Source organism: Streptomyces sp. NBC_01485 (assembly GCF_036227125.1).
Classification (GTDB): domain Bacteria; phylum Actinomycetota; class Actinomycetes; order Streptomycetales; family Streptomycetaceae; genus Streptomyces.
Genome location: NZ_CP109435.1, coordinates 3,934,105 through 3,947,227, shown reverse-complemented (window position 1 = coordinate 3,947,227; position 13,123 = coordinate 3,934,105). Strand labels below are relative to the sequence as shown.

Here is a 13,123-nt window from a genome sequence, read left to right as displayed (position 1 = left end):
CGACAGGGTCCCTTGAGCGAGCCTTACGCGGCGGAGCTGCTGCCGGTCGAGGTGCCCGCGCTCGACGACTTCGAGTCCGAGGACGACGACGTCGAACTCGACGACTTCGCGTCAGAGCCGGACGTCGACGGCTTCGAGGACGACGCCGGAGCGCTGCTCGACGAGGAGCCGCGGCTGTCGTTCCGATAGAAACCGGAGCCCTTGAAGACGATGCCGACCGCGGAGAACACCTTCTTGAGGCGGCCCTCGCAGCTGGGGCACTCGGTCAGAGCGTCGTCGGTGAACTTCTGCACCGCCTCGAGGCCCTCGCCGCACGCGGTGCACTGGTACTGGTAGGTCGGCACTTGTCTTCCTCCTGGCACTCTCACTCAGTGAGTGCTAACGACGGTCTATCTTGACGTATTCCGGAGGATCAGTCCACTGTCACCGGCACGCGGTGACCGACGCCACGTGCGACGGTAAGCGCGCGTGGGCGCGTCGCCAGGCTCGATCGCAGGGCCAGCAGCGTCCCCAGGGCCAGCAGTGTGCCGCCCATCGGCACCAGGAAACCGGCGCCGCCCCAGAAGCGGTCCTCCAGCTGTCCGGCGACCGTGACGGCCGCCGCCTGCCCGAGCGCCACCGCGCCGGTCAGCCAGGTGAACGCCTCGGTGCGGGCCCCGGCCGGGACCAGGCCCTCGACCAGCGTGTAGCCGGTGATCAGCGCGGGCGCGATGCACATGCCGACCAGGAGGCCGAGGCCCGCCAGCACGGGCACCGAGTGCGCGGCCCACAGACCGGAGGCGACGAGGGCCAGCGCGGCGTAGGCGACGATCAGGCGTCGCTGCGGTGCCACCTTCCAGGCGAGGGCGCCGCAGACCAGGCCGGAGAGCATGTTGCCCGCGGCGAAGGTGCCGTACAGGACGCCGTTCAGGCCAGGCTCGCCGATCGACTCGGTGAACGCGGCCAGCGAGACCTGCATGCCGCCGAAGACGGAACCGATGCCCAGGAACGCCACGATCAGCACGCGCACACCGGGGACGCGCAGCGCCGAGCCGTGCTCCACGCGCGCGTGCCCGGCGGCAGCGACCTGGGGCTGTGTGCTCTTCTGCGCGGCGAACAGCAGACCGCCGAGCAGGGTCAGCGAGGCCTCGGTGACCAGGCCGGCGGCCGGGTTCACGGCGGTGCACAGGGCGGTCGCCAGCAGCGGGCCGAAGACGAAGGTGAGCTCGTCGGTGACGGACTCGAAGGCCGCCGCGGTGGTCATCAGGGGCGAGCCCTTCAGCTTCACGCCCCAGCGGGCGCGCACCATGGGCCCGATCTGCGGCACCGACGCGCCCGTCGGCACCGCCGCCACGAACAGTGCCCACAGGGGTGCGTGGGAGAGGGCGAGGGCCGTGAAGGTGAGGCCGGACAGCGTGTGCACGAGCACGCCGGGGAGCAGCACCGCGCGCTGGCCGTACCGGTCGGCGAGACGGCCGCTGTAGGGGGCGCACAGGGCCATGGAGACGCCGGTGACGGCCGCGGCGGCGCCGGCGGCACCGTACGAGCCGGCCGTGTGTTGCACGAGCAGCACGATGGAGATGGTGAGCATGGCGAACGGCTGGCGTGCCGCGAAGCCGGGGAGCAGGAACGTCCAGGCGCCGCGGGTGCGCAGCAGCTGTCCGTATCCCGGGCGGGAGGTGACCGTGGATGCCACGGCCCGTGCCTTTCTGCCGCCTGGTAGCGCGACCCATGTGCGGGCCGTGGCGCGCCGAGAGCTGTCCTCTTGCGCGGACTGCGGTAGATGCCGGCGCCCACTGCGGAGGGGTTCTCGGCCGCCATACGGTCGCGCCAGCACTGCGTCAGGCAGAGTTGGTTCGATCAGAATGCGCCTTCATCGTACAGGGATCAACGCGTGGTGCACCTGTGAAAGTGAGCACCACGCGCGCGTTCACCTGCGTTTGGCGGGCGCGTGAACCGTACGAAACATGTCGTTAACGGCCCGTGTCGGCGGTGCCCGTGCCGAGCCACCCGGCCAGCTTGCCGCCGTGGCCCACCGCGCGGAGTCGTAGTTCCGCCGCGTCCCGGACGGGGTCGGTGGCGACCACGAGCAGTTCGTCCCCGTGCCGCAGCACCGTCGTCGGCAGCGGAACAAACGATTTTGCGTCGCGTACGACGAGGGTGACGGCGGCCCCGGCCGGCAGCCGCAGCTCGTTGACCTCGACGCCGTGCATCTTTGACCCCTCGGGGATCGCGACCGACAGCAGGTGCCCGCGCAGCCGCTCCAGGGGCGCCGACTCGACGCCGAGGTCGGCGGCCTCGGGGTCCCCGCCCAGCCGCAGCTTGCGCGCCAGCCAGGGCAGCGTCGGCCCTTGGAGCAAGGTGTAGACGACGACCAGGACGAAGACGATGTTGAAGATGCGGCGGCTGCCCTCGACGCCGTTCACCATGGGGATCGTCGCCAGGATGATGGGCACGGCGCCGCGCAGCCCGGCCCAGGACATCAGCGTCTGCTCCTGCCACGGCACCCGGAACGGCGTCAGGCACAGCACGACGCTGAGCGGGCGGGCCACCATGGTGAGCACCAGGCCGATGACGAGCGCGGGCAGCACGTCGTCGCCCAGCTCGTGCGGGGTGACCAGGAGGCCGAGCAGCACGAACATGCCGATCTGGGCGATCCAGCCGAGGCCGTCGGCGAACCCGCGCGTGGCGGGCCAGTGCGGCAGTTTCGCGTTGCCCATGACCATCGAGGCGAGGTAGACGCCCAGGAAGCCGCTGCCGTGCGCCAGCGAGCCCGCCGCGTACGCGGTGACCGCGATCGCCATGACGGCGATCGGGTAGAGGCCGGAGGCGGGCAGCGCGACGTGCCTGAGGCCCCAGGAGCCCAGCCAGCCGACCGCGAGGCCGATGGCGGCGCCGATGGCCAGCTCCAGGGCTATCTCGCCCAGCAGCACGTACCAGTGCTCGACAGGGCCCGCCGTGGAGAAGGCGACCACCAGGATGACCACTGGGGCGTCGTTGAAGCCGGACTCCGCCTCCAGGCTGCCCGTCACGCGCGAGGGCAGGGGGATCTTGCGCAGGACGGAGAAGACCGCCGCCGCGTCCGTCGAGGACACCACCGCGCCGATGATCAGCGCCTGCCGCCACTCCAGCCCCATCACGAAGTGCGCGGCCGTCGCGGTGACGCCGACGCTCACCGCGACGCCGGCCAGCGCCAGCACCGTGGCGGAGGGCAGGACCGGTTCGATCTCCTTCCACTTCGTGCCGAGGCCGCCCTCGGCGAGGATCACGACCAGGGCGGCGTAGCCGATGACCTGGGTCAGTTCGGCGTTGTCGAAGTGGATGTCGCCGATGCCGTCCTGGCCCATGGCGATGCCGATCCCCAGGTACACGAGCAGGCTGGGGAGCCCGCTGCGCGAGGAGATCCGGACCGCTGCGACGGCGACGAGCAGGACCAGCGAGCAGACGAGCAGGAGCTGGTTGAGGTGGTGGACAGTCAGCGGCCGTTCCCTTCACCGGCGCGCGCGCCTCGCGCGGGCGCACATGTGCATCGGATACATCGGACACGAAGCTGTGCGCCCCGGACCCAACTACTTCGTTACCTTACCTAACTCTTGACGATTTCTTGACGCTTGCCGAGTCAAGATCGAACATCCTTCCGTGCTGGTACCCGACTCCGCGTCAAGTCGCGCGAAGCCCTGCGCCTATGGTTGCTCCAGCACTCCAGGACCGCCTGCCGCTCGCGTTAGGACAGCAAGGACAGCGATGCCCCCCAACACCACCGCCACATCGGGTGACAAGCCCGGCAAGTCCGGCAGGAAGAAGGGGCGCAAAGCCCGTTTGATCGTGCTTGTGCTGGTGCTGGCCATCATCGGAGGCATCGCCTACGGCGCCTACTGGTCCATCAGCACCGTCCGCGCGTCCTTCCCGCAGACCAAGGGTTCGATCACGCTCGAGGGCCTGTCCGGACCGGTCGACGTGCAGCGGGACGGTTACGGAATCCCGCAGATCTACGCGGATTCCGACGAGGACCTGTTCATGGCGCAGGGCTACGTCCAGGCGCAGGACCGGTTCTACGAGATGGACGTGCGCCGGCACATGACGTCCGGGCGGCTGTCGGAGATGTTCGGCAAGAGCCAGGTCGACAACGACGAGTTCCTGCGCACCCTGGGCTGGGATCGCGTAGCCCAGCAGGAGTACGACACCAAGCTGTCGCCCGCCACCAAGAAGCACCTCCAGGCGTACGCCAAGGGAGTCAACGCCTACCTCAAGGGCAAGGACGGCGCGGACATCTCCCTGGAGTACGCGGCCCTGGGCTTCACCAACGACTACAAGCCCGCCCAGTGGACCCCGGTCGACTCGGTCTCCTGGCTGAAGGCGATGGCCTGGGACCTGCGCGGCAACATGCAGGACGAGATCGACCGCGCCCTGATGACCAGCCGTCTCGGCCCGCAGCAGATCGCCGAGCTGTACCCGCAGTACCCGTACGACCGCAACCAGGCGATCGTCCAGGAGGGCCAGTACGACGAGCTGACCAAGTCGTTCAAGCAGAGCGGCGGGGACGGCGAGAGCGGCTCCGGCGACTCCTCCGCGAACGGCGGCTCGGGCGGCGGCACGAGCGGCGGTGGCAGCGGAACGGCGGGCGGCACGGGTTCGGCCCTGCAGAGCCAGCTCTCGGGCCTCTACGACGTCCTGGACGACCTGCCCACGGCCGTCGGTGTGAACGGCAACGGCATCGGCTCCAACTCGTGGGTCGTCGCCGGGAAGTACACGATCACCGGCAAGCCGCTGCTGGCCAACGACCCGCACCTGTCGGCGTCGCTGCCGTCCGTCTGGTACCAGATGGGCCTGCACTGTCGCACCGTCTCCGCCAAGTGCCGGTACGACGTCTCCGGCTACACCTTCGCGGGCATGCCCGGTGTGATCATCGGCCACAACCAGACCATCTCCTGGGGCATGACCAACTCCGGCGTCGACGTCACCGACCTCTACCTGGAGAAGCTCTCCGGCGACGACGGCTACCAGTACGACGGCAAGGTGAAGCCCTTCACCACGCGCGAGGAGACCATCAAGGTCGCCGGCGGGGCCGCCAAGAAGATCGTCGTCCGGCAGACGGAGGACGGGATGCCCCTGTTGTCAGACCGTGCCGACGAACTCGTCAAGGTCGGCAAGAAGGCCACCGTCGACACCGCGGCGCCCGACCGCGGCGACGGTTACGCCGTCGCCCTGAAGTGGACCGCGCTGGAACCGGGCACCTCCATGGACGCCGTCTTCGCCATGGGCAAGGCGAAGGACTGGGACGACTTCCGCGCCGCGGCCAAGCTCTTCGACGTGCCCTCGCAGAACCTCGTCTACGCCGACACCGCGAACCACATCGGCTACCAGCTGCCCGGAAAGATCCCCACGCGCGCCAAGCGCGTCGACGGCTCGATCCCCGCGCCCGGCTGGGACTCCAAGTACAAGTGGACCGGCTACATCGGCTTCGACGAGCTGCCCTACGAGTACGACCCCGCGCGCGGGTACATCGTCACCGCCAACCAGGCCGTCGTCGACAAGGACAAGTACCCCTACACGCTCACCACGGACTGGGGCTACGGCACCCGCAGCCAGCGGATCACCGACCTGATCAAGCTGAAGATCAAGGGCGGCGGCAAGATCTCCACCGACGACATGCGCCAGATGCAGCTGGACGACGACAGCCAGATCGCGCGGCTGCTCGTCACCAAGCTGCTGGACATCAACCTGGACGATCCGGACGTCCGCGAGGCGCAGAAGCTGCTGCAGGGCTGGGACTACCGGCAGGACGCCGACTCGGCCGCGGCCGCCTACTTCAACGCGGTCTGGCGCAACATCCTCAAGCTGGCCTTCGGCAACAAGCTGCCCAAGGAGCTGCGTGTCGAGGGGCAGTGCCTGTGGGTCGACCCGGTCGACAGCACCGGCCCGGTCGACGACACCGACAAGGTCCGCGAGTGCGGCCAGCGCGAAGCCGACCAGGCGCAGCCGGACGGCGGCGACCGCTGGTTCGAGGTGGTGCGCAACCTCATGGACAAGCCGGACAGCGCGTGGTGGACGACGCCCGAGTCGGGCACCCGCCCCGGCGCCGACCACAACCGCGACGAGCTGTTCGCGCGCGCCATGATCGACGCCCGCTGGGAGCTGACCGCCAAGCTCGGCAAGGACATCGACACCTGGAGCTGGGGCAGGCTGCACCGCCTGTTCCTGAAGAACCAGACCCTGGGCACCAGCGGCCCCGGCTTCTTGCAGTACATCCTCAACCGCGGCCCCTGGAAGCTCAGCGGCGGCGAGGCGGCGGTCAACGCGACCGGCTGGAACGCGGCCGGCGGCTACGGCGTCGTGTGGGTGCCGTCGATGCGGATGGTGGTCAACCTCGACGATCTCGACAAGTCGAAGTGGATCAACCTCAGCGGCGCCTCGGGGCACGCCTTCAGCGCCCACTACACCGACCAGACGGGCAAGTGGGCCAACGGTGAGCTGCTCGACTGGTCCTTCTCCAAGAAGGCGGTCGACGCCGCCACGAGCGACACCCTGGTCCTGAAGCCCTGACTGGCCGACCACGGGGGAAGGGGCCGTCCACGCGCGCGTGGACGGCCCCTTCCCCCGTGTAGGTCGCGTAGCGGTCGCAGGAAGGCAGGCCGGTCAGGTGAAGCGGCGTACTCCCGAGGGTGTCACCACGGCGTGTACCGGTCGGTCGTGCGCCTCCCCGGGGACGTGCTCGACGACCTCGGTGTCGTACAGGAGCACCACCAGGCGGGGGCGGGCGCCGGAGTCCGCCAGGCGGGCCAGCACGCGGTCGTACGAGCCTCCGCCGCGGCCCAGCCGCATACCGTGCTCGTCGACCGCGAGCCCCGGGAGCAGCACCACGTCGGCGCCCGTCACGGCGTCCGGGCCGAGGCGCTCGCCGGTCGGCTCCAGGAGGGCCGTCTTCCCGCCGTGCCGGACCGGTGAGAGGGAGTCCTGGCCGGCGTAGGCGCCCCAGTCCAGGTCGTTGTCGGGCAGCAGTACGGGGAGCAGGACGCGGACGCCCCGCGCGCGGAGCGCGTCCAGCAGCGCCAGGGTGCCCGGTTCGGTGCCCACGGAGACGTATGCCGCCACCACGCGCGCGTGCGCCAACTCGGGCAGCTCCAGGGCGCGGGCGGCCAGGGCGACGGCCGCCGTGCGCAGGTCATCCGTCGTCAACCTGTTTCTCATGGCGAGGAACTCTCGCCGCAACATACGTTTGTCAGACTCTGGTCCGCCTTCGAGGTGGCTCATCCGCCGCTCCCGCACAGCTCCCACATAGCGCACGCACTCCTCCCACACCGTTCCAACGCGGTCATATGATCATGAATTAACCGGAGCTACAGATTCCTCTCAAAGTGAGCGGATAAGGTTGCCGACATGACTCAGTCGCACCCCAGGATCAGCAAGGCTGTCATCCCCGCAGCCGGCCTCGGCACCCGGTTCCTGCCGGCGACCAAGGCCACTCCCAAGGAGATGCTGCCGGTCGTGGACAAGCCGGCGATCCAGTACGTGGTCGAGGAGGCCGTCTCCGCCGGTCTCGACGACGTCCTCATGGTCACGGGCCGCAACAAGCGCCCCCTGGAGGACCACTTCGACCGCAACTACGAACTCGAGTCGGCGCTGCAGAAGAAGGGCGACGCCGCCAGGCTCGCCAAGGTCCAGCAGTCCAGCGACCTCGCGACCATGCACTACGTGCGCCAGGGCGACCCCAAGGGCCTCGGACACGCCGTCCTGTGCGCTGCCCCGCACGTCGGACAGGAGCCGTTCGCCGTCCTCCTGGGGGATGACCTCATCGACCCCCGCGACCCGCTGCTCCAGCGGATGATCGAGGTGCAGGAGCGGCACGGCGGCAGCGTCGTCGCGCTCATGGAGGTCGCCCCCGAGCAGATCCACCTCTACGGCTGCGCGGCCGTAGAGCCCACGGCGGACGGCGACGTGGTCAAAGTGACCGGTCTCGTCGAGAAGCCGGACCCGGCGGACGCCCCGTCCAACTACGCGATCATCGGACGCTACGTCCTCGACCCGAGCGTGTTCGGCGTCCTGCGCGAGACCGAGCCCGGCCGCGGCGGCGAGATCCAGCTCACCGACGCCCTCCAGCAGCTCGCGCAGGACGAGAAGGTCGGCGGTCCCGTCCACGGCGTCGTCTTCAAGGGCCGGCGCTATGACACCGGCGACCGCGGCGACTATCTGCGGGCCATTGTCAGACTCGCGTGCGAACGTGAAGATCTGGGTCCGGACTTCCGGTCCTGGCTTCGCAGTTACGTCACCGAGGAGATGCAGCCACTTTGAGCACCGCCGCGCCCCGCACCGCCGGCCAGGACCACCTCTGGTCGGTGGACGAACACCTGGCGGACATCCTCGCCACCGTCCGCCCCCTGGAGCCCATCGAGCTGCAACTGCCCGACGCCCAGGGCTGCGTCCTCGTCGAGGACGTCACGGTGGCGGTCTCCCTGCCGCCCTTCGACAACAGCTCCATGGACGGGTACGCGGTACGGGTCGCGGATGTCGCGGGCGCGAGCGAGGAGTTCCCGGCGGCGCTGGACGTCGTCGGGGACGTCGCGGCGGGGCAGCAGGCCGACCTGCTGTACGTGGGGCCGGGCCAGGCCGCCCGGATCATGACCGGCGCGCCCCTCCCGTCCGGCGCCGAGGCCGTCGTCCCTGTGGAGTGGACCGACGGCGGGCTCGGCGAGGGACCGGTCAGAGGGATGCGCGCCCGCAGCCTCGCCCCCGAGCAGGCGTCCGGGCACGTGCGCGTGTACCGGTCCGCCGAGGCACGCGCGCACGTACGCGCGAAGGGCAGCGACGTGAAGGCCGGCGACCGCGCCCTCGACGCCGGGACCGTCCTCGGCCCGCCCCAGATCGCCCTGCTGGCAGCGATCGGCCGCGCCGCCGTACGCGTGCGCCCGCGCCCGCGCGTGGTCGTCATGTCCACCGGCAGCGAACTCGTCCAGCCCGGCGAGGAACTGGGCAGCGGCCAGATCTACGACTCCAACAGCTTCGCCCTCACCGCGGCCGCGCGGGACGCCGGCGCGATCGCGTACCGGGTCGGCGCGGTCGCCGACGACGCCGACACGCTCCGCTCCACCATCGAGGACCAGCTCGTCCGCGCGGACATGGTCGTCACCACCGGCGGGGTGAGCGTCGGGGCGTACGACGTCGTCAAGGAGGCCCTGGAGCACGTCGGCGACGAGGACGAGGCGGGCGGCGGCGTCGAGTTCCGCAAGCTCGCCATGCAGCCGGGCAAGCCGCAGGGCTTCGGCTCGATCGGCCCCGACCACACCCCCCTGCTGGCCCTGCCCGGCAACCCGGTGTCGTCGTACGTCTCCTTCGAACTGTTCGTCCGCCCCGCCATCCGCACCCTCATGGGCCTCGACGACGTCCACCGGCCCACCACGCGCGCGACACTGGTCGCCGACAAGGCGCTGACCTCGCCGAAGGGCCGCAGACAGTTCCTGCGGGCCGTCTGTGCCGACGGCACCGTCCGCCCGGTCGGCGGGGCCGGCTCCCACCTGGTGGCCGCCCTCGCGCACGCCGACTCGCTGATCGTCGTCCCCGAGGACGTGGAGTCCGTCGAGCCCGGCACCGAGGTCGAGGTGGTCCTTCTCGGCTGAGCACTGCTGGTTGGGGGTACCGTGTCGCGCACAACAGGCCCGACCGGGAGTGCCGACAGAGCATGAGTACGCAGGACCGACTGACGCACATCGACGAGGCGGGCGCCGCCCGCATGGTCGACGTTTCCGGCAAGGACGTGACCGCGCGCACCGCGCGCGCGAGCGGCCGTGTCCTCGTCTCACCCCGGGTGGTCGAGCTGCTGCGGGGCGAGGGGCTACCCAAGGGTGACGCGCTGGCCACCGCGCGGATCGCGGGCATCATGGGCGCCAAACGCACCCCGGACCTCATCCCGCTGTGCCACCCCCTGGCCGTCTCCGGTGTGAAACTGGACCTGTCGGTCGCGGACGACGCCGTGGAGATCACCGCCACGGTGAAGACGACGGACCGTACGGGCGTGGAGATGGAAGCCCTCACCGCGGTCTCCGTCGCCGCGCTCACCGTGATCGACATGGTGAAGGCGGTCGACAAGGCAGCGGTCATCACGGACGTCCGCGTGGAGGAGAAGACGGGCGGCAAGTCGGGCGACTGGAGCCGGGCATGACAACCGATGGGTCGATCGGCGGCGCGTTGCAAGCGCCGTACGCCGCGCTGGTCGTGACCGCCTCCAACCGGGCCGCCGCCGGGGTCTACGAGGACCGGGGCGGGCCCCTGGTCGCCGAGGGCCTCAAGGGCTTCGGCTTCGCCGTCGACGGGCCGCGGGTCGTCCCCGACGGGGACCCGGTGGAGGCGGCGTTGCGGGCGGGGGCCGAGGCGGGTTACGACGTGATCGTCACCACAGGCGGCACCGGCATCTCGCCCACCGACCGGACGCCCGAGGCGACCCGCGCGGTCATCGACCACGAGGTCCCGGGCATCGCGGAGGCCATCCGGGCGTACGGCCGGGAGAAGGTGCCGACCGCCGCGCTCTCCCGGGGTCTGGCCGGAGTGGCGGGCGGCACGCTGATCGTCAACCTGCCCGGTTCCGCCGGCGGGGTGAAGGACGGACTGGCCGTCCTGGAGCCCCTGTTGACGCATGCCGTCGACCAGATCCGCGGCGGCGACCACCCCAGACCCGGGGCCGGTACGGGGGGTGCGAGCTGAACAGCGCATCGTGGCCCGTCGATCTGGTGGAGGGCGATGTCGTCCTGCGGCCGATAAAGCTGCGCGACCAGCGGGCCTGGCGTGAGGTCAACCGGCGCAACCGGGACTGGCTGCGCCCCTGGGAGGCGACCATTCCGCCGCCCGCGCCCAGTGGGCCGATCGCGCACCGGCCGACGTACCGTCAGATGGTCCGGCACCTGCGGTCCGAGGCGCACGCGGGGCGGATGCTGCCGTTCGTCATCGAGTACCAGGGGCGGTTGGTCGGGCAGTTGACGGTCGCCGGGATCACCTGGGGGTCGATGTGCTCCGGGCACGTCGGCTACTGGGTCGACGAGTCGGTGGCCGGCCGCGGGGTGATGCCGACGGCGGTGGCGCTCGTCGTGGACCACTGTTTCCGCACCGTCGGACTGCACCGCATCGAGGTCTGCATTCGGCCCGAGAACGGTCCCAGCCGCCGGGTCGTCGAGAAACTCGGATTCCGTGAGGAAGGGCTGCGGCCGCGCTATCTCCACATCGACGGCGCCTGGCGCGACCATCTCGTCTTCGCGCTCACGGCGGAGGAGGTCCCGGAGGGCCTGCTGAGCAGGTGGCGGCGAGCGCGCTCGCGGAGGGCGTCCAATTGAAAAATTACGTCGAATAAACGTTCGAAAATGATCGGTTGATCGCACCGGTCGCAAAAAAAGCTCGAAATATCAGCCAGATCGTGCGACACACCGGCTCAATTGGCGGATGGCCTCACGAAAACCCCTCTACCGTGTGAGGCGTGAGCAGCAGCGGCCTCATCTACGCAGTCATTGTCGGGGCCTGGGCCGCCTACTTGGTGCCGATGTGGCTCCGTAGGCAGGACGAGCTGAACGAGGCCCGTCCGACGGAACGCTTCAGCACCGCCATTCGGCTGCTTTCCGGACGGGCGGGCATGGAGCGCCGGTACGCCAAGGACCTGCGGGCGCGCTCCACCGACGAGGGGGAGCAGGGCGCCGACGCCTCGGACGCCGTCACCGACTCGGTGGACGTCCGGGCCTTCGTCATGCCTCCGACCCGCCCGCAGGTGAAGGCGCAGGTTCCGGAGCGAGGGCAGGAGCGGGCGGCGGACCGGGGTCACGACAGGGGTCACAACCGGGGGCAGGAACGCGGTCAGGAGCGAAGCCACGAGCAGCGGGGGCACGAGCAGCGGGGCCACGAGCGGGGTCACGAGCGCGGGCCGGGGCGTCCGGAGACGGCGCGTGAACCGGCGCGCGAGCCCGCTCGTGAACCGGCGCGCGAATCGGTGGGCAAGCCCGCGCGGGAGCAGCGCGAACAGCGCGAGCAACGTGAACAGGGCGCGACGCCCGCGCGCGAGGGAGGCGCCGTTCCGGCGGGCCGGCGCGTGCCGGTCGCGCGGCGTACGCCGTCCGCGCAGGCGTCCGCCGCGCGTGCCCAGCGCTCGAAGGCGCTCGCGCGCCGTCGGCGCACCACCGTGATGCTCTTCCTCGCTTTCACGCTCGGCACGATCGTCGCGGCGGTCGGCGGCCTCACCCTCCTCTGGGCGCCCGGTGTGCCCGCTGTCCTGCTGAGCGCGTACATCGCGTACCTGCGTTCCCAGGAGCACCGCCGTTTCGCGTACCAGATGGACCGCAGGCGTGCCGAGGTGGCCGCGCAGCGGCTGCGGGAGCGTCAGCCGCGCCGGCGTGCGCCTGCGCCGGCGAGCGCGTCGTCGTCCGTCGACCCCGGCCTCGACGCCGGCGCAGAGGAGCCGCACGAGGCCCTCGAACCGGAGACCGACCCGGGCCTGCTGGCGCTCGCCGCCGACCGCAGGGCGCTCGTCGAGCAGACCGACCACGCGGAGTGGGTCGACCAGCAGCGCGAGCGACAGCGCCGGCCCGGTCACGGCGAGAGCTGGGACCCAGTACCGGTACCGCTGCCGACCTACGTGACCGCGCCGGTCGCCCCCCGGGCCACCTCCGACGTGGACCTCGGGGCACCGGACGCCTGGAGCTCGGCCCGTTCGAGCTCGGTCGCACCGGAGCACGAAGCGGCGGACTCCGGCACCGCACCGGACGGGGAACCGGACGCGGCGGACCACGCGGAGGACACGGCGGCGGACGGCGATGAGCGCAGCGACGCCCGACGCGCCGCCTCGGCCCGCCGCTCCCGCGAACGCGGCCACACCCCGCTGTTCGACCAGTACGAGGACGGCGAGCGACCCCGGGCCGCCAACGAATAAGGCCCGGCCACGGTGCCCCGGCACCCCGCTCCAGGCCTCGGGGAACGGATTTCCAAGCACCCCGATGGGGGTGCTAGAGTTTCACTCGTTGCAAGGGCCTGTGGCGCAGTCTGGTAGCGCACCTCGTTCGCATCGAGGGGGTCTGGGGTTCAAATCCCCACAGGTCCACGCACCGACTGTTCTTGAGTTAGCTCAGGGGTAGTTGACGAGATCCCGTCCGATCTGTTGATCGGGCGGGATCTTTGGTTT

Annotated in this window: 11 protein-coding genes and 1 tRNA gene; 8 read left to right on the top strand and 4 right to left on the bottom strand. The window is 70.7% G+C overall.

Annotated elements, in window-relative coordinates; genetic code table 11:
• Window positions 1–23: 23 nt before the first annotated feature.
• From OG352_RS18080 to OG352_RS18070, 3 genes are all read right to left on the bottom strand, one after another.
• Entirely contained in the window at window positions 24–344 is a 321-nt protein-coding gene (locus OG352_RS18080) for an FmdB family zinc ribbon protein (protein WP_329218166.1), read from the bottom strand.
• A 68-nt stretch (window positions 345–412) separates the two neighbouring features.
• Window positions 413–1,675 carry an MFS transporter gene (locus tag OG352_RS18075; RefSeq protein WP_329218164.1) on the bottom strand — a complete coding sequence of 421 codons (1,263 nt, stop codon included), beginning with the start codon at window positions 1,673–1,675 and terminating at the stop codon, window positions 413–415.
• Window positions 1,676–1,952: 277 nt separating this feature from the next.
• Window positions 1,953–3,458: a potassium/proton antiporter gene (locus OG352_RS18070; RefSeq protein WP_329223875.1), complete on the bottom strand. Its 1,506-nt coding sequence runs from the start codon at window positions 3,456–3,458 to the stop codon at window positions 1,953–1,955.
• Between the two features lie 265 nt (window positions 3,459–3,723).
• Between OG352_RS18070 and OG352_RS18065 the strand changes: the two genes are divergently transcribed.
• Window positions 3,724–6,522, top strand: a complete 2,799-nt coding sequence (locus OG352_RS18065; protein ID WP_329218162.1) for a penicillin acylase family protein — start codon at window positions 3,724–3,726, stop codon at window positions 6,520–6,522.
• Window positions 6,523–6,615: 93 nt separating this feature from the next.
• On the opposite strand, the gene OG352_RS18060 is transcribed toward OG352_RS18065, so the two are convergent.
• On the bottom strand, window positions 6,616–7,230 hold the full coding sequence (locus OG352_RS18060) for a 5-formyltetrahydrofolate cyclo-ligase (RefSeq protein ID WP_329218160.1): 615 nt from the start codon (window positions 7,228–7,230) through the stop codon (window positions 6,616–6,618).
• A 126-nt stretch (window positions 7,231–7,356) separates the two neighbouring features.
• On the opposite strand from OG352_RS18060, the gene galU reads away from it, so the two are divergent.
• The 7 genes from galU to OG352_RS18025 all read left to right on the top strand — a co-directional run bounded on the left by galU (window position 7,357) and on the right by OG352_RS18025 (window position 13,042).
• Entirely contained in the window at window positions 7,357–8,268 is a 912-nt protein-coding gene (galU, locus tag OG352_RS18055; RefSeq protein ID WP_329218159.1) for a UTP--glucose-1-phosphate uridylyltransferase GalU, read from the top strand.
• A complete protein-coding gene (gene glp / locus OG352_RS18050) occupies window positions 8,265–9,590 on the top strand; it encodes a molybdotransferase-like divisome protein Glp (RefSeq protein ID WP_329218158.1) in 1,326 nt (441 codons plus the stop codon). Before galU ends, glp begins: the two co-directional genes overlap by 4 nt.
• A gap of 62 nt (window positions 9,591–9,652) precedes the next feature.
• Window positions 9,653–10,132, top strand: coding sequence for a cyclic pyranopterin monophosphate synthase MoaC (gene moaC, locus OG352_RS18045; RefSeq protein ID WP_329218157.1), 480 nt, complete (start codon window positions 9,653–9,655; stop codon window positions 10,130–10,132).
• Window positions 10,129–10,671: a MogA/MoaB family molybdenum cofactor biosynthesis protein gene (locus tag OG352_RS18040; RefSeq protein ID WP_329218155.1), complete on the top strand. Its 543-nt coding sequence runs from the start codon at window positions 10,129–10,131 to the stop codon at window positions 10,669–10,671. The genes moaC and OG352_RS18040 overlap by 4 nt, the downstream gene beginning before the upstream one ends.
• A gap of 23 nt (window positions 10,672–10,694) precedes the next feature.
• Window positions 10,695–11,294 carry a GNAT family N-acetyltransferase gene (locus OG352_RS18035; protein ID WP_329223874.1) on the top strand — a complete coding sequence of 200 codons (600 nt, stop codon included), beginning with the start codon at window positions 10,695–10,697 and terminating at the stop codon, window positions 11,292–11,294.
• A 140-nt stretch (window positions 11,295–11,434) separates the two neighbouring features.
• Window positions 11,435–12,874, top strand: a complete 1,440-nt coding sequence (locus OG352_RS18030; RefSeq protein WP_329218153.1) for a gephyrin-like molybdotransferase receptor GlpR — start codon at window positions 11,435–11,437, stop codon at window positions 12,872–12,874.
• A 94-nt stretch (window positions 12,875–12,968) separates the two neighbouring features.
• Window positions 12,969–13,042: transfer RNA gene (locus OG352_RS18025), tRNA-Ala, on the top strand.
• The last annotated feature ends 81 nt before the right edge of the window (window positions 13,043–13,123 follow it).

Bases quoted from the DNA above. Each gene is read 5' to 3' on its own strand.
- OG352_RS18065 (WP_329218162.1), top strand. From the start codon at position 3,724: ATGCCCCCCAACACCACCGCCACATCGGGTGACAAGCCCGGCAAGTCC.
- OG352_RS18060 (WP_329218160.1), bottom strand. From the start codon at position 7,230: ATGAGCCACCTCGAAGGCGGACCAGAGTCTGACAAACGTATGTTGCGG.
- galU (WP_329218159.1), top strand. From the start codon at position 7,357: ATGACTCAGTCGCACCCCAGGATCAGCAAGGCTGTCATCCCCGCAGCC.
- moaC (WP_329218157.1), top strand. From the start codon at position 9,653: ATGAGTACGCAGGACCGACTGACGCACATCGACGAGGCGGGCGCCGCC.
- OG352_RS18040 (WP_329218155.1), top strand. From the start codon at position 10,129: ATGACAACCGATGGGTCGATCGGCGGCGCGTTGCAAGCGCCGTACGCC.